Source organism: Pseudomonas sp. dw_612 (assembly GCF_018449725.1).
Taxonomy (GTDB): Bacteria; Pseudomonadota; Gammaproteobacteria; order Pseudomonadales; family Pseudomonadaceae; genus Aquipseudomonas.
Genome location: NZ_JAAVVC010000003.1, coordinates 411495 through 433836, shown reverse-complemented (window position 1 = coordinate 433836; position 22342 = coordinate 411495). Strand labels below are relative to the sequence as shown.

At 59.7% G+C, this 22342-nt stretch carries 21 protein-coding genes; 9 read left to right on the top strand and 12 right to left on the bottom strand.

Annotated elements, in window-relative coordinates; genetic code table 11:
• Window positions 1-43: 43 nt before the first annotated feature.
• Window positions 44-646: a 5-formyltetrahydrofolate cyclo-ligase gene (locus HB680_RS07640; RefSeq protein ID WP_213937909.1), complete on the top strand. Its 603-nt coding sequence runs from the start codon at window positions 44-46 to the stop codon at window positions 644-646.
• A 109-nt stretch (window positions 647-755) separates the two neighbouring features.
• Here HB680_RS07640 and HB680_RS07635 read toward each other — a convergent pair whose 3' ends face one another.
• Window positions 756-908, bottom strand: coding sequence for a hypothetical protein (locus tag HB680_RS07635; protein WP_007942433.1), 153 nt, complete (start codon window positions 906-908; stop codon window positions 756-758).
• 201 nt (window positions 909-1109) lie between these two features.
• Here HB680_RS07635 and HB680_RS07630 point away from each other — a divergent pair, with 201 nt between their 5' ends.
• Window positions 1110-1562: an EVE domain-containing protein gene (locus HB680_RS07630; RefSeq protein ID WP_213937908.1), complete on the top strand. Its 453-nt coding sequence runs from the start codon at window positions 1110-1112 to the stop codon at window positions 1560-1562.
• 114 nt (window positions 1563-1676) lie between these two features.
• On the opposite strand, the gene HB680_RS07625 is transcribed toward HB680_RS07630, so the two are convergent.
• The gene (locus HB680_RS07625) at window positions 1677-2087 is read right to left on the bottom strand and encodes a flagellar basal body-associated FliL family protein (RefSeq protein WP_213937907.1); all 411 of its coding nucleotides are present in this window, start codon (window positions 2085-2087) and stop codon (window positions 1677-1679) included.
• Between the two features lie 150 nt (window positions 2088-2237).
• Here HB680_RS07625 and HB680_RS07620 point away from each other — a divergent pair, with 150 nt between their 5' ends.
• Complete coding sequence (locus HB680_RS07620; protein ID WP_054044635.1) at window positions 2238-3215, top strand: NADPH:quinone oxidoreductase family protein; 978 nt, start codon at window positions 2238-2240, stop codon at window positions 3213-3215.
• 194 nt (window positions 3216-3409) lie between these two features.
• Here HB680_RS07620 and HB680_RS07615 read toward each other — a convergent pair whose 3' ends face one another.
• Window positions 3410-4024 (bottom strand): TonB family protein, encoded by a 615-nt coding sequence (locus tag HB680_RS07615; RefSeq protein WP_213937906.1) that lies wholly within the window; start codon window positions 4022-4024, stop codon window positions 3410-3412.
• Window positions 4025-4350: 326 nt separating this feature from the next.
• Between HB680_RS07615 and glpT the strand changes: the two genes are divergently transcribed.
• On the top strand, window positions 4351-5703 hold the full coding sequence (gene glpT / locus HB680_RS07610) for a glycerol-3-phosphate transporter (protein ID WP_213937905.1): 1353 nt from the start codon (window positions 4351-4353) through the stop codon (window positions 5701-5703).
• Here the strand turns inward: glpT and HB680_RS07605 are convergent.
• From HB680_RS07605 to HB680_RS07575, 7 genes are all read right to left on the bottom strand, one after another.
• Window positions 5676-6347: a gamma-glutamylcyclotransferase gene (locus tag HB680_RS07605; protein ID WP_213937904.1), complete on the bottom strand. Its 672-nt coding sequence runs from the start codon at window positions 6345-6347 to the stop codon at window positions 5676-5678. The genes glpT and HB680_RS07605 overlap by 28 nt on opposite strands.
• A gap of 195 nt (window positions 6348-6542) precedes the next feature.
• On the bottom strand, window positions 6543-7511 hold the full coding sequence (locus HB680_RS07600; RefSeq protein ID WP_213937903.1) for a CDP-6-deoxy-delta-3,4-glucoseen reductase: 969 nt from the start codon (window positions 7509-7511) through the stop codon (window positions 6543-6545).
• Window positions 7511-8977 carry a 4-hydroxy-3-polyprenylbenzoate decarboxylase gene (gene ubiD / locus HB680_RS07595; protein WP_213937902.1) on the bottom strand — a complete coding sequence of 489 codons (1467 nt, stop codon included), beginning with the start codon at window positions 8975-8977 and terminating at the stop codon, window positions 7511-7513. Before ubiD ends, HB680_RS07600 begins: the two co-directional genes overlap by 1 nt.
• A gap of 80 nt (window positions 8978-9057) precedes the next feature.
• The gene (locus HB680_RS07590; protein WP_213937901.1) at window positions 9058-11013 is read right to left on the bottom strand and encodes an acyltransferase family protein; all 1956 of its coding nucleotides are present in this window, start codon (window positions 11011-11013) and stop codon (window positions 9058-9060) included.
• A 291-nt stretch (window positions 11014-11304) separates the two neighbouring features.
• The gene (rho, locus tag HB680_RS07585) at window positions 11305-12564 is read right to left on the bottom strand and encodes a transcription termination factor Rho (protein WP_007942421.1); all 1260 of its coding nucleotides are present in this window, start codon (window positions 12562-12564) and stop codon (window positions 11305-11307) included.
• Between the two features lie 243 nt (window positions 12565-12807).
• Window positions 12808-13137 (bottom strand): thioredoxin TrxA, encoded by a 330-nt coding sequence (gene trxA, locus HB680_RS07580; RefSeq protein ID WP_003177349.1) that lies wholly within the window; start codon window positions 13135-13137, stop codon window positions 12808-12810.
• Window positions 13138-13257: 120 nt separating this feature from the next.
• Window positions 13258-13965: a FadR/GntR family transcriptional regulator gene (locus tag HB680_RS07575; protein WP_213937900.1), complete on the bottom strand. Its 708-nt coding sequence runs from the start codon at window positions 13963-13965 to the stop codon at window positions 13258-13260.
• Between the two features lie 255 nt (window positions 13966-14220).
• Here HB680_RS07575 and HB680_RS07570 point away from each other — a divergent pair, with 255 nt between their 5' ends.
• The 5 genes from HB680_RS07570 (at window position 14221) to ppx (ending at window position 18820) form a co-directional block, all read left to right on the top strand.
• Window positions 14221-15006, top strand: a complete 786-nt coding sequence (locus HB680_RS07570) for a transporter substrate-binding domain-containing protein (protein WP_213937899.1) — start codon at window positions 14221-14223, stop codon at window positions 15004-15006.
• A 36-nt stretch (window positions 15007-15042) separates the two neighbouring features.
• Window positions 15043-15711, top strand: coding sequence for an amino acid ABC transporter permease (locus HB680_RS07565; protein ID WP_213937898.1), 669 nt, complete (start codon window positions 15043-15045; stop codon window positions 15709-15711).
• Window positions 15708-16358 (top strand): amino acid ABC transporter permease, encoded by a 651-nt coding sequence (locus tag HB680_RS07560; RefSeq protein ID WP_213937897.1) that lies wholly within the window; start codon window positions 15708-15710, stop codon window positions 16356-16358. Before HB680_RS07565 ends, HB680_RS07560 begins: the two co-directional genes overlap by 4 nt.
• The gene (locus tag HB680_RS07555; protein WP_054044662.1) at window positions 16345-17082 is read left to right on the top strand and encodes an amino acid ABC transporter ATP-binding protein; all 738 of its coding nucleotides are present in this window, start codon (window positions 16345-16347) and stop codon (window positions 17080-17082) included. Before HB680_RS07560 ends, HB680_RS07555 begins: the two co-directional genes overlap by 14 nt.
• Before the next feature lie 235 nt (window positions 17083-17317).
• Entirely contained in the window at window positions 17318-18820 is a 1503-nt protein-coding gene (ppx, locus tag HB680_RS07550; protein WP_213937896.1) for an exopolyphosphatase, read from the top strand.
• Window positions 18821-19009: 189 nt separating this feature from the next.
• On the opposite strand, the gene ppk1 is transcribed toward ppx, so the two are convergent.
• Both ppk1 and hemB read right to left on the bottom strand, forming a co-directional pair.
• Window positions 19010-21232 (bottom strand): polyphosphate kinase 1, encoded by a 2223-nt coding sequence (gene ppk1, locus HB680_RS07545; RefSeq protein ID WP_213937895.1) that lies wholly within the window; start codon window positions 21230-21232, stop codon window positions 19010-19012.
• An 18-nt stretch (window positions 21233-21250) separates the two neighbouring features.
• Window positions 21251-22264: a porphobilinogen synthase gene (gene hemB, locus HB680_RS07540; protein ID WP_213937894.1), complete on the bottom strand. Its 1014-nt coding sequence runs from the start codon at window positions 22262-22264 to the stop codon at window positions 21251-21253.
• Between the last annotated feature and the right edge of the window lie 78 nt (window positions 22265-22342).

The following is a 22342-nucleotide window of genomic DNA, read 5'->3' as shown; positions in this document are numbered from 1 at the left end:
TTACGGGTACGCTTTGTGTATTCGTCCTGCCGAAGCTGAATCCATGACCGAACCTGCGCTGCTTCCCCGCCCGCAACTTCGACGCATGCTGCGCAAGGCCCGCCGCGCCCTGACACCTAGTCAACAGCGCCAGGCCGCTCGCGGGCTTTATAAGCAATTGGCCCGGCACCCGCTGTTTCGCCGCGCAAAACACATCTCCTTGTATCTGCCCACCGACGGTGAAATCGACCCGCGCCTGTTGCTGCGTGCGGCTCAGCGTCGAGGCAAGGCGACTTATCTGCCGGTGTTGAGTGCCTGGCCGCGAACCAAAATGGTGTTCCAGCGCATCCGCCCCGGCGAAAAACTCAAACCCAACCGCTTCCGCATTCTCGAACCACGGGCCAACCTTGCCCGGCAACGCAAGGTTTGGGCTCTGGATCTGGTGTTGTTGCCCTTGGTGGGTTTTGATGATGTCGGCGGACGCCTGGGAATGGGCGGCGGTTTCTATGATCGGAGCCTGGCGTATCTGGCACGACGCCAAACCTGGCGCAAGCCGACCTTGTTGGGGCTGGCCCATGAATGTCAGAAGGTCGAGCGATTGGCTCAGGCGAGCTGGGATGTGCCGTTGCAAGGAACGGTGACAGACAAGGCGTGGTATTTACTGTAGGAGCAAAGCTTGCTCGCGATAGCGGTCTTTCAGACACATAGAGGTTGAATGTGCCGCCGTCATCACGAGCAAGCTGTGCTCCTACGGGTGCAGCGCTCGGAAGACAGGTTCAGCGCTTGAAGGCTGACGGCTGTTGTTGCTGCGCGATCTCGATCGGCGCGTCGGTCTTGTTATTCCACAAGCTTTGGGCATAGCCAGTGGTGACGACACCGAGGCCGAACAAAATAACCAAAATCCATAGTAAATCCGGTTTGCGTTTCATCGATTGCCCCCCAAAGGCACATCAACACGATGACAGCAGCGGTTTCCGTTGTAGGTGTAGGCCGTGCAGCAGCGTCAAGCTTAGAAGGCCGGCATTTTGCGACAACGTGAACCGACACGCAAACACTGGCGTCAACCGACCGTCGGTTTGTCATAAAATCGCCCGACAACTTGCCCACCCACCTCGCATGGAGCAAAAAACATGGCCTATTGGCTGATGAAATCCGAGCCTGACGAGCTCTCGATCAAAGACCTTGCGAAGCTTGGCAAAGCGCGCTGGGATGGGGTTCGCAACTACCAGGCACGCAACTTCCTGCGGGCGATGGCGGTGGGTGACGAGTTCTTCTTCTATCACTCCAGCTGCCCGGAGCCCGGGATTGCCGGGATCGGCAAAATAGTTGAAGCGGCATACCCCGACCCGACGGCACTGGAACCTGAGAGCCATTACTACGATCCGAAGGCCACGCCAGAGAAAAACGCCTGGAGCGCGATTGATGTCGCGCATGTCGAGACGTTTGCCGGGGTGTTGAAACTGGATTATTTGAAGCAGCAAACGGCGTTGGCTGAGATGCCATTGGTGCAGAAGGGGTCGCGGTTGTCGGTGATGCCGGTGACGGCCGAGCAGTGGGCGGCGGTGATTGCGTTAAAGCCTTGAGCTTTGCTGCGATTGGAAGAATGCCTTCGCGAGCAAGCCCGCTCCCACAAAGGAACGCATTCCAATGTGGGAGCGGGCTTGCTCGCGAAGAGGCCCGCCCGGACAACGAATGTTTTATTGAATGATCAGGTTGTTGAACAACAGATCCTCAACCACCGGCTTGCCGGTCTCGTCATTCATCACTTGCTGAGTCTGCTTCAACGCTTCCTGACGCAGCTTTTCCTTACCTTCGATGCTGTTCATCGCTTCGGTGGTTTGCTGGGTGAACAACGCCACCAGTTGATTGCGAATCAACGGCTCATTGGCCTTCACCAGTTTGGTCGCTTCCTCACCGGTCACCCGCAACGCGACGTCAGCCTTGAAGACTTTCAACTTCGGCGTGCCATCCAACCCATAGTTGCCCACGAATGGCGGGCTCAAAGTCAGATAGCTGACTTTCGGGGCTTCGCCTTCTTTGGCGGCTTCTTCGGCCATCGCTGCCATGGGCAGAGACAGGGCCAGCATCAACATGATCCACGCTTTCACAATTCACTCCTTATCCGGTTTGCGGCCTAGCATATCGACCCGCCGCGCAAGCACAAGCTTATGGCTGGTTATCAGGGCCGGGCATGCTCGTTGACCCGACGACTCACACACCTACACTTATCGGCCATCACTCCCAAAGGAATAGCCCTGATGAAAGCCGTGCTATGCAAAGCCTTCGGCCCCGCCGAATCGCTGGTGCTGGAAGACGTCGCCAGTCCTGTCGCGAAGAAGAACGAAATCCTGCTGGACGTGCACGCCGCCGGGGTCAACTTCCCGGACACGCTGATCATCGAGGGCAAATACCAGTTCAAGCCGCCCTTCCCGTTTTCCCCGGGCGGCGAAGCGGCTGGCGTGGTCAGTGCGGTGGGCGAAAAGGTCAGCCACCTCAAGGTCGGCGACCGGGTCATGGCGCTGACCGGCTGGGGCAGCTTTGCCGAACAAGTCGCGGTGCCGGGCTACAACGTGCTGCCGATCCCGCCGTCCATGGACTTCAACACCGCCGCTGCGTTCAGCATGACCTACGGCACCTCGATGCACGCCCTCAAGCAACGCGCCAATCTGCAACCGGGTGAAACCCTGCTGGTGCTCGGCGCTTCCGGCGGTGTCGGTCTGGCCGCCGTGGAAATCGGCAAAGCCATGGGCGCCCGGGTGATCGCCGCCGCCAGCAGCGCTGAAAAACTCGCCGTGGCCAAGGCTGCCGGCGCCGATGAACTGATCAATTACAGCGAAACCAGCCTCAAGGACGAAATCAAACGCCTGACCGATGGCCAGGGCGCCGACGTGATCTACGACCCGGTCGGCGGCGACCTGTTCGACCAAGCCGTCCGCGCCATCGCCTGGAACGGCCGCCTGCTGGTAGTGGGTTTCGCCAGCGGCCGCATCCCCGAATTCCCGGTGAACCTCGCGTTGCTCAAAGGCGCAGCGGTGGTCGGCGTGTTCTGGGGCTCGTTCGCCCAGCGCCAACCCCAGGACAACGCCGCGAACTTCCAGCAATTGTTTGGCTGGTTTGCCGAAGGCAAGTTGAAGCCGCTGGTGTCGCAGGTGTATCCGTTGAGCAATGCGGCGCAGGCGATTAATGATCTTGGCCAGCGCAAGGCGGTAGGGAAAGTGGTGGTTCAGGTTCGCTAAGTCGTCGCTGGCAAAAGAGGCTCTTCGCGGAGCCCCGGGAATCACAGATAACTCAGCACCTGTGGGAGCCACCCGTAGCAACCCGGCTCCAAGGCATCGCGCCGATGCCCCAAAAAAGGCCAGGACAACCCATGAGATTGTTCTGGCCTTCTATTTACCGACCTGAAACGACAACTCGCCGCCGGAATTTACGGTTAAAGCAGCTCGCGAACTTCTTTCGGAAGAAAACGCACATACCGGCTCGACGGATGCGAGTTACATCGTCGAACAATGGTCGGCACTTCTTTGTTGAGTTTGGCGATCAGTGCCAGACGCTTCTCCTCCGGCAGCAGCGCTGGCGAAATGGAATGAGTCATGTAACTGCGAGTCCAGCTAAAAACCGGCAGGTCTACCCAAGAGGAATCCGCATAGTACTGCGCGACCCGACTGACATCTGAACAACGCAACTTCTTCAGTTTTTCATTGGCGTGCAAGGGCGGAGTGTCGTCCAGCCTGAAGACCATGGGCGCGACCACCTCGACTTGCGCCGGACGGTCGCTGCTGACTTCCCAGGGCTGGAATCGCCACTGGGCGACCGCTGCCAGGGACACCGAGGCGAGTTCGGAATGCGCAGCTTTCAAGGCGACTGGCTGACTAACCGACCCATCAGCGTGGACATTCATGGTGACCCGCACCTCCCCCGTGATGCCTGCCCGGTAAAGTGCCCTGGGGTATTTCGGTTTGGGATTATCCATCGGAATCAGGAACACCTCTCCCGCACCGACACTGCTGCAGATCACACACAAAACAGCCACCACCAACCACCGCATAGCCCCCCCTTCGATACTGAAATGCCAGACTTGGCAACAGCACAAAGGTTAAGTCCCGATGATTATTTACATAACGTCACGACTTCCCCATTAGCCGCAGGACATTTCCCAAAGCCCCGCCCTACTCTGGGCAAAACAGCGTCATAAAGGATCGCAAAGTAACAATTCCCACACCGTCCTCCACTTATACCTGAGCGACATGTTCATAAAGGAACACGCGATCTCCAACATTTCCGCTGTTTTGCCAATGCGAACCGGTGCTATTTTCGGTAACGAAACTGTAACATTCGCATCCGCAGTCAAAACAAGAAATCTGGAGCTCTTGAATGTTTGCTTTCTTTCGACCTGCCGCACATCAGGCTGCCCTGCCTGAAGAAAAAATAGACAGCACCTACCGACGCCTTCGCTGGCAGATCTTCGCCGGGATTTTTATTGGCTATGCCGGTTACTACCTGCTGCGCAAGAACTTCACCCTGGCCTTCCCGGACCTGATCGCCCAAGGCTATACAAAAGGCCAACTGGGCGTGGCCATGTCAGCGATTGCGATCGCCTACGGTCTGTCCAAGTTTTTGATGGGCATTGTTTCCGACCGCTCCAACCCGCGTTACTTCCTGCCGTTTGGTCTGGTGGTGTCTGCCGGGGTGATGTTCGTTTTCGGTTTCGCACCGTGGGCGACGTCCAGCGTGACCATGATGTTCATCCTGTTGTTCATCAACGGCTGGGCGCAAGGCATGGGCTGGCCACCGAGCGGGCGGACCATGGTGCACTGGTGGTCGCAGAAAGAACGCGGTGGCGTGGTGTCGGTCTGGAACACCGCGCATAACGTTGGCGGCGGCTTGATCGGCCCGTTGGCGATTCTCGGCATGGGTTGGTTCAACGACTGGCACAGCAAGTTTTATGTACCGGCCGCCGTGGCGCTGCTGGTCGCCGTGTTTGCCTTCATTGTGATGCGCGACACCCCGCAATCCACCGGCCTGCCGCCGATCGAGAAGTACAAGAACGATTACCCGGAAGGCTACGACGCCAGCCACGAAGAAGAATTCAGCGCCAAGGACATCTTCGTCAAATACGTGCTGCGCAACAAAATGCTCTGGTTCATCGCCCTGGCCAACGTCTTCGTCTACCTGTTGCGCTACGGCATCCTGGACTGGGCACCGACCTACCTCAAGGAGGTCAAGCACTTCGACTTCGACAAGACGTCGTGGGCGTATTTCCTTTATGAGTGGGCAGGCATTCCCGGCACGTTGCTGTGCGGCTGGATGTCGGACAAGGTTTTCCGTGGCAACCGTGGTCTGACCGGCATGGTGTTCATGGGGTTGGTGACTGTCGCGACGATCGTGTATTGGCTGAACCCGCCGGGTAACCCGATGATCGATATGATCTCGCTGTTCGCGATCGGTTTCCTGATCTACGGCCCGGTGATGCTGGTGGGCTTGCAAGCGCTGGAACTGGTGCCGAAGAAGGCGGCGGGCACAGCGGCAGGCTTTACCGGACTGTTCGGTTACCTGGGTGGCTCAGTCGCGGCCAGCGCCTTGATGGGCTACACCGTGGACTACTTCGGCTGGGATGGCGGTTTCATCTTGCTGGTCGCCGCGTGCCTGCTGGCGATGGCGTTCCTGGCGCCCACGCTGGGTCACAAGAACGTCGCCAGTCAGACCCGCGAAGAAGCGATCGCCTGATCAGCCTTTGATTTGCAGCGCTTGAGCCGCGCCTCCAGATTCCGGTCTGGCATGGCGTGGCTACGCAGGGCGTTGGCGGTCTGCTCGACATAATCGCGAGTGGTGCCGTAACGCCCGCAAGCGCTTTCGAACACCTGGCTCAGCACGTGATCCGGCAAGTTGCCGGCGTAGCTGGGCAGGTGTCGTTCCAAAACAAATCCCAACGCCTGAACCTGGCTTCCGTCTTCGAGACGGCAGTTGAGCCAGTGTGGGCGATAGGACGGGAACGGCATCTCTCGCTGCCACAAGGCATAGAGCGAAGCTTCGAGTTGTTCTTCAGGAAGGCGATAAGCGAAGCCGCTGCAAGAACCGCCGCGATCCAGGCCAAACACCAGGCCCGGGACTTCCGGCGTGCCGCGGTGTTCGTGGGACCACAGGTACAAACCGCGATGGTAGCCATGCACTCGGCCGCGAACGCGTTCTACCGCCGGGCATTCCGGGCGCCAGATCAGCGAACCGTACGCAAACAGCCAGACCGGCCCACCCTTGTGGCGTGCCATGGTCGATTGCATCGAGCTGAGCAATTGTTCGTGCGTAAGCTGCGGCCCCAGATCGAGCCGCGGAGGGTAAGCCAAATTCAAAAAAGCAGATTCAATGGCACTCATGGCGAATAGCGTTCAGCTCCCCGCGGATAAAGAATTACTTAATAGAACGCACCGCTGTAACAATAAGGCACATAAGTTTTAAGGCAATTTAAGTGCCATGGCACAGTTCTTAAATATTTGCCTGGATGACATATAACCTACCGGCATTTATATAAATCCATAAATACCGATCGGCTATATAGGGAGTTATATCGATTAAGACCGCGGAGCGTACGCGAACACATCCGCGCGCATCTGATGCGCATCCATCCCCGCTTCGACCAGCGCATCCAGCGTGCCGTAGACCATGGCCGGAGAGCCGCTGGCATACACATGCAGCGATTTCAAATCCGCGAAATCCTCGCACACCGCCTCATGCAGCATGCCGCAACGCCCTTCCCAACCGCATTGATCGCTGACGACTTTATGCAGGAACAGATTGGGCAATTTCAGCCATTCATCCCAATGTTCGATTTCATAAAAGTCTTCAGGACGGCGCACGCCCCAATACAGATGCACCGGGTGCTTGAAACCGGTGGCGCGGCAATGTTCGATCAGGCTGTGAATCTGGCCCATGCCAGTACCGGCGGCGATCAGCACCAACGGCCCGTCCGGTAGCTCGGCCAGATGGGTGTCGCCGAACGGCATTTCGATGCGCACCATGGCGTTGCGTTGCAGCTGCTCGATCAGGCTCAGCGCACTGCTTTCGCGCGCCAACACGTGGATTTCCAGGTCGCGCCCGGCATGGGGTGCCGAGGCCAGGGAGAACGCGGATTTCTCGCCGTTCTCACGCTCGATCATCAGGTACTGACCGGCGTGATAGCGCGGCGGCTTGCCGGCCGGCGCCCGCAGGTGAACCCGAAAGGTATCCCCGCCAACGTCCCTGCATTCAATGACCTGACACGACAAGCTGCGCACCGGCAGTTCTCCCAGCGCGAGCACGCCATCCCACAGCACGATGCAGTCTTCCAGCGGCTCCGCTATGCAAGTGTAGAACTCGCCGTGGTCACGCACATTGCCGGCCTGTTCGACCCGGCCTTCCACCAGCAACGCCGCGCAGACGTGGCAATTGCCGTTGCGGCAGCTTTGCGGGCATTCATAGCCCAGTCGCCGCGCGCCATCGAGAATCCGCTCGCCGGGCAATATCTCAAGCACTGCTCCGGAGGGCTGCAAGGTTACACGCATCAATCTATTCCTAACTGATTCCAGATGGCATCGATCCGTTTTGTCACGGCTTCATCCTTGACGATCACCCGGCCCCACTCGCGAGTGGTTTCGCCCGGCCATTTATGCGTGGCATCGAGCCCCATCTTCGACCCCAGGCCGGACACCGGCGAGGCAAAATCGAGGTAATCGATCGGCGTGTTGTCGATCATCACCGTGTCGCGCTTGGGGTCCATGCGCGTGGTGATGGCCCAGATCACGTCGTTCCAGTCGCGTGCGTTGATGTCGTCATCACAGACGATAACGAACTTGGTGTACATGAACTGTCGCAAAAACGACCAGACACCCAGCATTACCCGCTTGGCATGACCGGGATACGACTTCTTCATGGTCACGATGGCCATGCGGTACGAGCAGCCTTCGGGCGGCAGGTAGAAGTCGGTGATCTCCGGAAACTGCTTCTGCAGGATCGGCACGAACACTTCGTTCAGCGCCACACCGAGAATCGCCGGCTCATCCGGTGGACGGCCGGTGTAGGTGCTGTGGTAGATCGGTTTGATCCGGTGGGTGATGCGCTCGACGGTGAATACCGGGAAGCTGTCGACTTCGTTGTAATAACCGGTGTGGTCGCCGTACGGGCCTTCGTCGGCCATTTCGCCCGGATGGATCACGCCTTCGAGGATGATTTCGGCGGTGGCCGGCACTTGCAAGTCGTTGCCACGGCACTTCACCAGTTCGGTGCGATTGCCGCGCAACAGACCGGCGAAGGCGTATTCGGAGAGACTGTCCGGCACCGGCGTCACGGCGCCGAGGATGGTCGCCGGGTCAGCGCCCAACGCCACGGACACCGGGAATGGCTGGCCGGGATGCTTCTCGCACCACTCGCGGTAATCCAGCGCGCCGCCACGGTGGCTCAGCCAGCGCATGATGACCTTGTTGCGGCCGATCACTTGCTGACGGTAGATGCCGAGGTTCTGGCGATCCTTGTTCGGGCCTTTGGTGACGGTCAGGCCCCAGGTGATCAGCGGGCCGACGTCGCCAGGCCAGCAGGTCTGCACCGGCAGCATCGCCAGGTCGACGTCGTCGCCTTCGATGACCACTTCCTGGCACACCGCGTCTTTGACGACTTTCGGCGCCATGGCGATGATCTTGCGGAAGATCGGCAGTTTGGACCAGGCATCCTTCAAACCCTTCGGCGGTTCGGGTTCCTTGAGGAACGCCACCAACTTGCCGATTTCGCGCAGCTCGCTGACCGCCTCGGCGCCCATGCCCATGGCGACCCGCTCGGGGGTGCCGAACAGGTTGCCGAGCACCGGGATGTCGTAACCGGTTGGGTTTTCGAACAGCAGCGCCGGGCCTTTGGCCCGCAGCGTGCGATCACAGACTTCGGTCATCTCCAGCACGGGAGAAACAGGAATCTGGATGCGTTTCAACTCTCCGCGCTGCTCAAGCTGCTGCACGAAATCCCGAAGGTCCTTGAATTTCATTGAAGATGCCACCCCGAAAATAGGCGTACATCCTACCTGCTCTGGAGGCCAAACAGCAGCCTGTCAGCAGTGCGCCCCGATCAATTCTGATTTGCGCCCAGCAACACCGGAGTAAACAAAGGGCTCAACCGGGCGCTGCCGATGTCCGACAGATGATCTTCATCCTTGTACTGCGAATGACCGTTGACTTCGATATTGCAGACGCCGTCCGAGCACATCATCGGCGTCGGGTCGATGACATGCACGCCCGGATCCGCGGCGCTCATCGAGGCGAACAGGGCTCTCAGAAAATGCTGGCGTGCCAAGTGCTCCTCAAGCGGACGCCCCAACCCTTCGGCCGAGCGACCAATACGGGCCAGGCTGGTCAGACGCGCAATCGTGCCCTTGCGCTGCAACGGTACTTCCTCGAACAGCCACACCTGCGCACCTGCCTCCCTCAGCGCCGCCACCCGGGCCTTGATGGCGGTGGCCATGCGCTGCTCGGCTTGCGCTGGAGTGTCGTGCGGGTTGAGCAAGACCTTTTTGTCGCCGTCTTCACGACCATAGACGTAGAGGCTCCAATTGGAGGCCAGCACCACATCCTTGATCCCGAGGCTTCGCACCCGTTCCATGGTTTGCTCGTTGAAGGCCTTGCAGCGTTGACGTGTATCGTCACTGAGAACCGGCGGGCAGGCGCTCATGCTGTACACCCACACCGGACGGCCATCGCGCTGGGCGTTGTGTTCGATGGCGGGTAACAGCGCCGCGCTATGGCTGTCGCCCCAAAACATCTTGGTGGCCGGCACATCGGCCTTGCCACCGACCAGGCACGCCTTATCCAGGTTCTTGTCCGAGGTCACCAGCATGCATTTCTTTTGCCCGGCCTTCCAATCGCGGGACTCGGCATATTCCAGCGCCTTGCCGGTAATACGCTGCGGAATACCGTCCGCCGATCGCACCGCAGAACCGGTGACCGCCAGAACGGCCATTGTCAGCAGACCACCGGCCAATACGGATTTGCGCCCTGCAAGCAGCCGCTTTTCCCGGAACGGAAGCTCAATGAAGCGCCAGCTCAACCATGCAAGTCCCAGCGCCAGTGCAATCCAGCCTGCCGCCTCCAGCGGTTGAATCCCGTCAATCGATATGGCATTGGCGTAGACGTACACCGGCCAGTGCCACAGATAAAAGGAGTAAGAGATCAAACCGACCCCGACCAGCGCCCGAGTGCTCAACACTGTGCCGACCCAGGTCGAGCCCTGGGCGCCCGACCAGATCATGGCGGTCGCACCGAGTACCGGGAGCAACGCGGCCCACCCAGGGAACGCGGTCGTCTTGTCGAACGTGAACACGGCAACCAGCACCGCGACCAACCCGGCCAGCCCTACAGACTGATAAAGCCAGGGCCGCGTGGATTGTTTCGACGCCGGCAACACCGCCAGCATGGCACCGCACAACAGCTCCCAGGCGCGTGTTGGCAGCGAGAAGAAAGCCATATCGGGTTTGCGCTCGATGTAAGCGATGTTCAGCCCGAATGACAGCAAAAGCACCGCAAACAGTACCCAGCGCCAATGGCGGATATGACGCATCAACAACGCCATCAACAGCGGAAAGAAGATGTAGTACTGCTCTTCAACGGCCAACGACCACGTATGGAGAAGTGGCTTCAAATCCGAGGCGGGCTCGAAGTAACCGTCCTCTCGCATGAACAGAATGTTCGATACAAAAAGGGCCTGATAACGGACCGTGCGACCCAGCTCGGAGAAGTCCTTGGCGGTCAGCAATAACCAGCCCAGCGCCAGCGTCACCAGCAGCACCACGCTCAAGGCCGGAATAATGCGCCGGGCACGACGCGCCCAGAAATCGACGAAGCTGAAACGCTGCGCGCTGATTTCACGGAACAGGATGCTGGTAATCAAGAACCCGGAAATGACAAAGAAGACATCGACGCCAACGAATCCACCGCTGAACGTACTGAACCCAAAGTGAAACAGCACGACCGGAATAACGGCCAGAGCTCGCAAACCGTCGATATCACGGCGATTGCCAAACGTGTGCATGACGCTCCTTGTCGTTTCAGATACAGGACCGATTAAAAAAGAGGCTCACCGGTAGCGCGAATGGGGATATTCGAAGGAGGTCAACTGAGGACGAACCTGCCGGAACACTTGATCAATCGCCAGCCAGATTGACGCGGGGAGCACCCGGCGATGGATCAGCTGTCAGCGGGCGGTGGGCCCATGGAGGCGCCAGTTTACAGCACGTCACGTATCTATCCAGATACAAAATGGGGCACGCCAAAAAAAAGGGCGCCCATTCAGGGCACCCTTTTTTGTGAAGCGTACTTCGTCTTACTTACGCTTCATCGACAAGAAGAACTCGTCGTTGGTCTTGGTCGTTTTCAGCTTGTCGACCAGGAACTCGATGGCGGCGATCTCGTCCATCGGGTGCAGCAGCTTGCGCAGGATCCACATGCGCTGCAACTCGTCGTCGGCGGTCAGCAACTCTTCGCGGCGAGTGCCGGAACGGTTGATGTTGATGGCCGGGAACACGCGTTTTTCAGCGATGCGGCGATCCAGAGGCAATTCCATGTTGCCGGTGCCTTTGAATTCCTCGTAGATCACTTCGTCCATTTTCGAGCCGGTTTCAACCAGCGCGGTGGCGATGATGGTCAGCGAGCCGCCTTCTTCGATGTTCCGTGCAGCGCCGAAGAAACGTTTCGGTTTCTCCAGGGCGTGGGCATCGACACCACCGGTGAGTACCTTGCCGGAGCTCGGGATCACGGTGTTGTAGGCGCGAGCCAGACGGGTGATGGAGTCGAGCAGGATCACCACGTCTTTCTTGTGTTCGACCAGGCGTTTGGCCTTCTCGATCACCATTTCGGCAACCTGCACGTGGCGGGTTGGCGGCTCATCGAACGTCGAGGCAACCACTTCGCCGCGCACGGTGCGCTGCATTTCGGTCACTTCTTCCGGACGTTCATCGATCAGCAATACGATCAGGTGAACTTCAGGATTGTTACGTGCGATGTTCGCGGCGATGTTCTGCAGCATGATCGTTTTACCGGCTTTCGGCGGTGCAACGATCAGACCGCGCTGGCCTTTGCCGATCGGGGCGCACAGGTCGATGACACGACCGGTCAAGTCTTCGGTGGAACCGTTGCCGGCTTCCATCTTCATGCGCACGGTCGGGAACAGCGGGGTCAGGTTCTCGAAGAGAATCTTGTTTTTCGCGTTCTCGGGACGATCGTAGTTGATCGTGTCGACCTTGAGCAGCGCGAAATAACGCTCGCCTTCCTTTGGAGGGCGGATCTTGCCAACGATGGTGTCACCGGTGCGCAAGTTGAAGCGGCGGATCTGGCTCGGCGAGACGTAGATATCGTCTGGGCCGGCGAGATAGGAAGCGTCAGCGGAGCGCAGGAAGCCGAAGCCGTCCTGGAGAATCTCCAGCACGCCATCACCGGAGATTTCCTCGCCGCTTTTCGCGTGCTTTTTGAGCAGGGAGAAAATCACGTCCTGCTTGCGCGAACGGGCCATATTTTCTATGCCCATCTGTTCGGCCAATTCGAGCAGTTCGGTAATCGGCTTTTGCTTGAGTTCAGTCAGATTCATATAGGAATGACGTAATCATTTATGGAGGGGGGGAAATTAAGCTTTTGGCTTAATGAGGCCGCGCCGCAGAGAAGGCGACAGGATCGCGTACTTATTCGAAAAGGAGTGCGTCGGCGACGGCTAGCAGGGGGCATTGGAGAAACCAGTGCGGGGCCGAATGTACCACCTGAGTTTCGGAGCGTCTAGCCCTGAATACGCAAAAAGCCCCGCAATATGCGGGGCTTTTTAAACAACGTCGCCGACTTAGATGTTGGCGTCGAGGAATGCAGCCAGTTGCGACTTGGACAGCGCGCCAACCTTGGTCGCTTCCACGTTGCCGTTCTTGAACAGCATCAGGGTCGGGATACCACGCACGCCGTGCTTGGCCGGGGTTTCCTGGTTTTCGTCGATGTTCAGTTTGGCGATGGTCAGCTTGCCTTTGTAGGTCTCAGCGATTTCGTCCAGAACAGGAGCGATCATTTTGCAAGGGCCGCACCATTCAGCCCAGTAGTCGACCAGTACAGCGCCTTCGGCCTTGAGTACGTCGGCCTCGAAGCTAGCGTCGCTAACGTGTTTGATAAGATCGCTGCTCATGGAAGTCTCCAGGTTGTAAGCAAAAAAACGTGGCCTATCATAGCCGCCCTTCCCTCGTTCAGGAAGGTGCAGATGATTGAGTCTCGCTATGGTGGTCCATGAGTTTGGGTATAGCTCAAGTCACGAGGTGGCGGGAGCGACGAAGGCAATTCCGGTGCGCAGTGCGGCATTGCGGACATGTTCCTGCATGGCCTTCTGCGCCGCACCGGACGCCCGGCGCGCCAGTGCGCGAAGGATTTTGCGGTGCTCCTGCCAGGTTTCCATGGCCCGTTCGGCCCGGATGAACGGTAACTTCTGGCTCTCCAGAAAGATGTCGGCGCTGGCGGTCAGGATGCTCAACATCGCCTGATTACCGCTGGCCAGCAGGATGCGTCGGTGAAATTCGAAGTCCAGCCGCGCCGCCGCATCGAAGTCGCCGGCCTTCAATTCATTGCGCATCGCCGCGACGTTGTCTTCAAGTGCATCCAGCTCATCGGTGCTCAGGGTCACGGCAGCCAATCCCGCCGCAAAACCTTCCAGGGCATAGCGCAACTGAAAGATATCCAGCGGCGAAGCCTGGGCCGCGAATGGCCAGCTCGCTGCCGCATCACCTCGCGGCAAATCCACCGGCGACTGCACGAAAACGCCCTTGCCCGGCTGGATGCTGATCACGCCCAGCGCACTCAAGGACGACAACGCCTCACGCAATGACGCGCGACTGACCCCCAATTGCACCGCCAGGTCCCGTTGCGAAGGCAAGGCATCCCCCGGCCCGAAGCCCTGTTCGGTAATCAGTTTGCGGATGGCTTGCAGCGCCACTTCGGGTACGGCGCGAGAGATCGAATTCATGGTTTTTCAGACGAACCAGGCCAATGAGCGGCTAGTTGTAAAGCTATTCGTCGCGCCCGGCAAGTCGTGCCCCACCAGGGTTCGGCGCTCCAGGGCGATGCGCTATCGGGGTGCGAAACGCGACATGACTGTTCAGACCAGTAAGACCGATCAAATCCAGCAAAACCGTGGCTTGCCACCCCCAAACCCCGATGTTGGCATGGCCCGTGCTCTGTCGATTCGCAGAAATTACTTCCGCCGATTCGGAGATTTGCCATGACCCAGCGTTACAGCGCCCTCCTCGCAGCCCTGTTTGCCAGCCTGATGCTGAGCCAGGCACCCGCCCACGCCGACGGTCTGGAGGACGTGGTCAAGCGCGGCACCCTCAAAGTTGCCGTGCCCCAGGACTTCCCGCCGTTTGGCTCGGTCGGTCCGGACATGAAACCGCGCGGCCTGGATATCGACACCGCCAAGCTGGTGGCTGACCAGCTCAAGGTCAAACTCGAACTGACCCCGGTCAACAGCACCAACCGCATTCCGTTCCTGACCACCGGCAAGGTCGATTTGGTGATTTCCAGCCTCGGCAAGAACGCCGAGCGCGAGAAAGTCATCGACTTCTCCCGTGCCTACGCACCGTTCTACCTCGCCGTGTTCGGTCCGCCAGACGCCGCGATCAAAGGCCTGGACGACCTCAAGGGCAAAACCATCAGCGTCACCCGTGGCGCCATCGAAGACATCGAGCTGACCAAAGTCGCCCCTGAAGGCGCGACCATCAAACGTTTCGAAGACAACAATTCGACCATTGCCGCCTACCTCGCGGGCCAGGTCGACCTGATCGCCAGCGGCAACGTGGTGATGGTGGCGATCAGCGAGAAAAACCCGAAACGCGTGCCGGCGCTGAAAGTGAAGCTCAAGGATTCGCCGGTCTACGTCGGCGTGAACAAGAACGAGCCGGCGCTGCTGGACAAGGTCAATCAGATCCTCGCCACGGCCAAGACCGACGGCTCCCTGGAGAAAAACGCCCAGACCTGGCTGAAAGAGCCGCTGCCGGCCGATCTCTGATCGTCGCGCAACGCCGTTTAAACAAGGAACCTGGCTATGGCTTATCAGTTCGATTTCATACCCGTGGTGCAAAACACCGACCTGTTGCTGCGCGGTGCGCTGTTCACCCTTGAACTGACAGCCATCGGTGCGGTGTTCGGGGTGGGCCTGGGCATCGTCGGGGCATTGGTGCGGGCGTGGAACATCCGCCCGTTTTCGGCGATCTTCGGCGTCTACGTCGAGTTGATCCGCAACACGCCGTTCCTGGTGCAGTTGTTCTTCATCTTCTTCGGCCTGCCGTCCCTGGGTGTGCAGATTTCCGAATGGCAGGCGGCGGTGCTGGCGATGGTGATCAACCTTGGCGCTTATTCCACCGAGATCATCCGCGCCGGCATTCAAGCAATCCCCCGGGGGCAGCTGGAAGCCGCCGCTGCGTTGGCGATGAGCCGCTTCGAAGCCTTTCGCCACGTGGTCCTGCTGCCGGCGCTGGGCAAGGTCTGGCCGGCGCTGAGCAGCCAGATCATCATCGTCATGCTCGGTTCGGCGGTCTGTTCGCAGATCGCCACCGAAGAGTTGAGCTTCGCCGCCAACTTCATTCAATCGCGCAACTTCCGCGCATTTGAAACCTATGCCCTGACCACGCTGATCTACCTGTGCATGGCGCTGTTGATCCGCCAACTGCTGAACTGGATCGGCCGGCGCTACATTTCACGGAGCAGCCAATGAGCGATTTCACCTTCTGGGACATCGTGCGCAACCTGCTCACGGGCCTGCAATGGACATTGGCGCTGTCGCTGGTGGCGTTTATCGGCGGTGGCGTGATCGGTTTGCTGATCATGGTCATGCGCATTTCGAAAAAGAGCTTTCCCCGCAGCTTCGCCCGCACCTACATCGAACTGTTCCAGGGCACGCCGCTGTTGATGCAGTTATTCCTGGTGTTCTTCGGCGTGGCGTTGGCCGGCGTGGAGATTTCACCGTGGATGGCGGCGGCCATTGCGCTGACGCTGTTCACCAGTGCTTACCTGGCGGAGATCTGGCGCGGTTGCGTCGATTCGATCCCTAACGGTCAGTGGGAAGCTTCGTCGAGCCTGGCGCTCAATCCGCTGGAGCAATTGCGCTACGTGATCCTGCCGCAAGCCCTGCGCATCGCCGTGGCGCCAACCGTGGGCTTTTCGGTGCAAGTGGTCAAAGGCACCGCCGTCACCTCGATCATCGGCTTCACCGAACTGACCAAGACCGGCGGCATGCTGGCCAATGCGACGTTCGAACCGTTCATGGTCTACGGCCTCGTCGCCCTCGGCTACTTCTTGCTCTGCTACCCCTTGTCCCTCAGTGCGCGCTACCTGGAAAGGAGACTGCATGCCTCTGCTTAGAATTTCGGCCCTGCATAAATATTACGGCGACCACCACGTGCTCAAAGGCATCGACCTGAGTGTCGAGGAAGGCCAGGTCGTGGCGATCATCGGCCGCAGCGGCTCGGGCAAATCCACCCTGCTGCGCACGCTAAACGGTCTGGAATCGATCAACGATGGCGTCATCGAAGTCGACGGCGAATACCTCGACGCCGCCCGCGCCGACTTGCGCAGCTTGCGGCAGAAAGTCGGGATGGTGTTCCAGCAGTTCAACCTGTTCCCGCACCTCACGGTGGGCGAAAACGTGATGCTCGCGCCGCAAGTGGTGCAGAAAGTGCCCAAGGCGAAAGCGGCGGAACTCGCCCGGCAGATGCTGGAGCGGGTCGGGCTGGGGGAGAAATTCGATGCGTTCCCCGATCGACTGTCCGGCGGCCAGCAGCAGCGCGTGGCAATTGCCCGGGCCCTGGCCATGTCGCCGAAGGTGTTGCTGTGCGACGAGATCACCTCGGCGCTCGACCCGGAACTGGTCAACGAAGTGCTGAGCGTGGTCCGGCAACTGGCCAAGGAAGGCATGACGCTGATCATGGTCACCCACGAAATGCGCTTCGCCCGAGAGGTGGGGGATAAATTGGTGTTCATGCATCAGGGCAAGGTGCATGAGGTGGGGGATCCGAAAATTCTGTTTGCGAATCCGCAGACGCCGGAACTGGCGAATTTCATCGGGACCGTGGAAGCGGCGGGCTGAAGGATTTTCGGTGACCGGGAGGCCGCCTTCGCGGGCAAGCCCGCTCCCACAGTAGGCCGCGTTCTTCCTGAGGTACTCGGTTAAATGTGGGAGCGGGCTTGCTCGCGAAGAGGCCATCAGCGGCACCGCAAATATTCCCGCGGTAAAAGATCGCAGCCTTCGGCAGCTCCTACGCGTTGGCGTCAGCGTTTGATCGTGGCACGATGTCGGGGTTATCGACCGAGACCCCCTGACCATGCCGCAATCCCAAGCCAAGAATCTGTCCCTGATCGCCGCAATCGACCTGGGCTCCAACAGCTTTCACATGGTCGTGGCCAAGGCCCAGAACGGCGAAATCCGTATTCTTGAGCGCCTCGGTGAAAAGGTCCAACTGGCCGCCGGCATCGACGATGAACGTCAGCTCAACGAAGAATCCATGCAGCGCGGGCTCGATTGCCTGAAGCGTTTTGCCCAACTGATCAACGGTATGCCGCCCGGCGCCGTGCGGATCGTCGGCACCAACGCCCTGCGTGAAGCCCGCAACCGTGCCGAATTCATCCACCGCGCCGAAGAAATCCTCGGCCATCCCGTGGAAGTCATCTCCGGCCGCGAAGAAGCGCGCCTGATCTACCTCGGCGTCTCCCACACCCTCGCCGACACCCCGGGCAAACGCCTGGTGGCCGACATCGGCGGCGGCAGTACCGAATTCATCATCGGCCAGCGTTTCGAACCGTTGCTGCGCGAAAGCCTGCAAATGGGTTGCGTCAGTTACACCCAGCGCTATTTCAAGGACGGCAAGGTCACCCCGGCCCGTTACGCCCAGGCGTACACCGCGGCGCGGTTGGAGATCATGAGCATCGAGCATGCCCTGCACCGCCTGACCTGGGATGAAGCCATCGGCTCCTCGGGCACCATCCGCGCCATCGGTCTGGCGCTGAAGGCCGGCGGTCATGGCACCGGTGAAGTGAATGCCGAAGGCCTGGCCTGGCTCAAGCGCAAACTGTTCAAGCTCGGCGATGTCGAGAAAATCGACTTCGAAGGCATCAAGCCTGACCGCCGCGCAATCTTCCCGGCCGGTCTGGCGATTCTCGAAGCGATCTTCGATGCCCTCGAACTGCAACGCATGGACCACTGTGAAGGCGCTCTGCGTGAAGGCGTGCTCTACGACCTGCTGGGCCGTCATCATCACGAAGACGTCCGTGAGCGCACCCTCAGCTCGTTGATGGAGCGTTACCACGTCGATCTGGAACAAGCGGCGCGGGTGGAACGCAAGGCCCTGCATGCCTTCGATCAAGTGGCCGAGGACTGGGACCTGGACGACGGCGTCTGGCGCGAGTTGCTGGGCTGGGCCGCCAAGGTCCATGAAGTGGGCCTGGACATCGCCCACTATCACTACCACAAGCACGGCGCCTACCTGATCGAGCACTCGGACCTGGCCGGTTTCTCCCGCGAAGACCAGCAAATGCTCGCCCTGCTGGTGCGTGGTCACCGTCGCAATATTCCCCGGGACAAGTTTGCCGATTTCGGCAGTGACGGCAGCAAGTTGATTCGTCTGTGCGTGCTGCTGCGCTTTGCAATCCTGTTCCACCACATCCGCGGTACCCAGGAAATGCCACAGGTGACCTTGCGCGCCAACGGCGACAGTCTGGACGTACTGTTCCCGGCCAACTGGCTGGACGAAAACCAACTGACCCAGGCCGACTTCGCCCTGGAAGCGGAATGGCTGACGCGGGTTGGGTTCACGCTGAACGTTCGCTAACCCCGCCACGGCATCTGATGGATAACGAACACCCGTAGGAGCTGCCGAAGGCTGCGATCTTTTGATCTTGATCTTTAAAAGCAAGATCAAAAGATCGCAGCCTTCGGCAGCTCCTACAGGGGACGATTTCGGTGAAAACAAAAATGGCGATCCCCAGGGATCGCCATTTTTTATGACCCGACTTACGCGTTAACGCACGGCGAGGATCGGACTCCCCAACCGCTCCAGCAAGGTCGCCTGGGCGCTGCGCGGGTTCTGGTTGCCGGTTGGCGTGTTGCGCACGTAGCGACCGTCCGACTGCAAGCTCCAGCTGTGGGTGTTATCGGTCAGGTAAAGCTCCAGCTCTTTCTTGACCCGCATGATCAGCTTCTTGCCTTCCACCGGGAAGCAAGTCTCGACGCGTTTGTCGAGGTTGCGCTCCATCCAGTCGGCACTGGAGAGGAACATCTGCTCTTCGCCGCCATTGAGGAAGTAGAAGACCCGGGTGTGTTCCAGGAAGCGACCGATGATCGAGCGCACGTGGATGTTGTGCGAGACCCCGGCGATGCCCGGACGCAGGCAGCACATGCCGCGCACCACCAGATCGATACGCACCCCGGACTGGCTGGCCTTGTACAACGCGCGGATGATCTTCGGATCGGTCAGCGAGTTGAACTTGGCGATGATGTGCGCCGGTTTGCCGTCGAGGGCGAACTGCGTCTCCCGGGCAATCATGTCGAGCATGCCCTTCTTCAGCGTGAACGGCGCGTGCAGCAGTTTCTTCATGCGTAACGTCTTGCCCATGCCGATCAACTGACTGAACAATTTGCCGACGTCTTCGCACAAGGCGTCGTCGGAGGTCAGCAAGCTGTAGTCGGTGTACAGACGGGCGTTGGCCGCGTGGTAGTTGCCGGTGCCCAAGTGCGCGTAGCGGACGATTTCGCCGGCCTCGCGACGCAGGATCAGCATCATCTTGGCGTGGGTCTTGAAGCCGACCACCCCGTAAATCACCACCGCACCGGCCGCTTGCAGACGGCTGGCCAGTTGCAGGTTGGACTCTTCATCGAAGCGTGCCCGCAACTCGATCACCGCCGTGACTTCCTTGCCGTTACGCGCCGCGTCTACCAGCGCATCAACGATTTCCGAGTTGGCGCCGGAGCGGTACAACGTCTGGCGGACCGCCAAGACATGCGGGTCCTTGGCGGCCTGGCGCAGCAGGTCGACCACCGGGGTGAACGACTCGAACGGGTGCAGCAGCAGGATGTCCTGCTTGCTGATCACGCTGAAAATGTTCTCGCTGTTCTGCAGCAGTTTCGGGATCTGCGGCGTGAATGGCAGGTATTGCAGCGCGCGCTGACTGTCCAGGCCGGTGATGCTGAACAGGCGGGTCAGGTTGACCGGACCGTTGACCTGATACAACTCGGTCTCATGCAGGTTGAATTGCTTGAGCAAGTAGTCGGACAGGTGTTTCGGGCAGGTGTCGGCAACTTCCAGACGCACCGCATCACCGTAGCGACGGGAGAACAACTCGCCGCGCAGGGCGCGGGCCAGGTCTTCCACGTCTTCGGTATCGACCGCCAGGTCGGCGTTTCGGGTCAGGCGGAACTGGTAGCAGCCCTTGACCTTCATGCCCTGGAACAGGTCATCGGCGTGGGCGTGGATCATCGACGACAGGAATACGTAGTTGTCGCCAGGGCCGCCGACTTCTTCCGGCACCTTGATCACTCGCGGCAGCAGACGCGGCGCCGGAATGATCGCCAGCCCGGAGTCGCGACCGAAGGCGTCGATGCCTTCGAGCTCGACGATGAAGTTCAGGCTCTTGTTCACCAGCAACGGGAACGGGTGCGTCGGGTCGAGGCCGATCGGGGTGATGATCGGCGCGATCTCGTCGCGAAAATAACGGCGCACCCAGGTCTTGAGTTTGGTGGTCCAGTAGCGGCGACGGATGAAGCGGACCTGATGTTTCTCCAGTTCCGGCAACAGGATGTCGTTGAGGATCGCGTACTGGCGGTCAACATAACCGTGCACCAGTTCGCTGATCCGGGCCAGGGCCTGATGCGGTTGCAAGCCATCGGCGCCCGCCTGTTCACGGGCGAAGGTGATCTGCTTCTTCAGGCCTGCCACGCGAATCTCGAAGAACTCGTCCAGGTTGCTGGAGAAGATCAGCAGGAATTTCAGCCGCTCCAGCAACGGATAGGACTCATCCAGCGCCTGTTCCAGCACGCGGATGTTGAACTGCAGTTGCGAGAGCTCGCGATGGATGTACAGGCTGCTGTCATCCAGGCCGGGAATGGCAATCGCCGGGGCAGCAGGCGCAGCCTCGACTACCACCGCGGGCGGAGCAGGTTCCAGCTCCGGCGGGGTTTCGGCGATTGGCTCGACCACGGCTTGAGCATCTTTTACGGCAACTTCAGTGAGTCCTTCGGTATTCATCGAGTGTTCCTGGGAGGGCTATTTTTGCTCTCGTAACAATTGGGCAGCGCGCACGGCAAAGTAAGTCAGGATGCCATCTGCGCCTGCACGTTTAAAAGCGGTCAGGGATTCGAGGATAACCCCTTCGCTCAACCAGCCATTCTGGATTGCCGCCATGTGCATGGCGTATTCGCCGCTGACTTGGTAAACAAACGTCGGTACTTTGAATTCTTCTTTGACCCGGTAAAGGATGTCCAGATACGGCATGCCTGGCTTGACCATGACCATGTCCGCGCCTTCTGACAAGTCCGCCGCCACTTCGTGCAGCGCTTCATTGCCGTTGGCCGGGTCCATCTGATAAGAGGCCTTGTTGGCCTTGCCCAGGTTCAGCGCCGAACCCACCGCATCGCGGAACGGGCCGTAATAGGCGCTGGCGTACTTCGCCGAGTAAGCCATGATCCGCACATTGACGTGATCGGCCAGCTCAAGGGCTTCGCGGATCGCCTGGATCCGGCCGTCCATCATGTCCGACGGGGCCACCACCTGGGCGCCGGCGGCGGCGTGGGACAGGGCCTGCTTGACCAGCGCATCGACGGTAATGTCGTTCTGCACGTAGCCTTCTTCGTCGAGAATGCCGTCCTGACCGTGGGTGGTGAACGGGTCCAGCGCGACGTCGGTGATCACACCCAACTCCGGAAAGCGATCACGCAGGGCACGGGTGGCGCGCTGGGCGATGCCTTCAGGGTTCCACGCTTCGGCGGCATTCAGCGACTTGAGCTCTGGCGGCGTCACCGGGAACAGCGCCACGGCCGGAATCCCCAGATCGACCCACTTTGCAGCCTCTTCCAGCAACAGATCGATGGTCAGGCGTTCAACGCCGGGCATCGATGCGACCGCTTCGCGACGGTTTTCACCGTCCAGCACGAACACCGGCAGGATCAGGTCATCGACGGTCAAAACGTTTTCACGAACCAGTCGACGCGAGAAATCATCACGGCGGTTGCGACGCAGGCGGGTTGCAGGAAACAAACGGTTGGCGGGGGTAAAGCTCACGGCAGACTCCTGAGCCCGCGCTGGCGGGCGAGCGTGACAGTTATAAGCGACCATTATGACTGTCGTATTACAGTTATG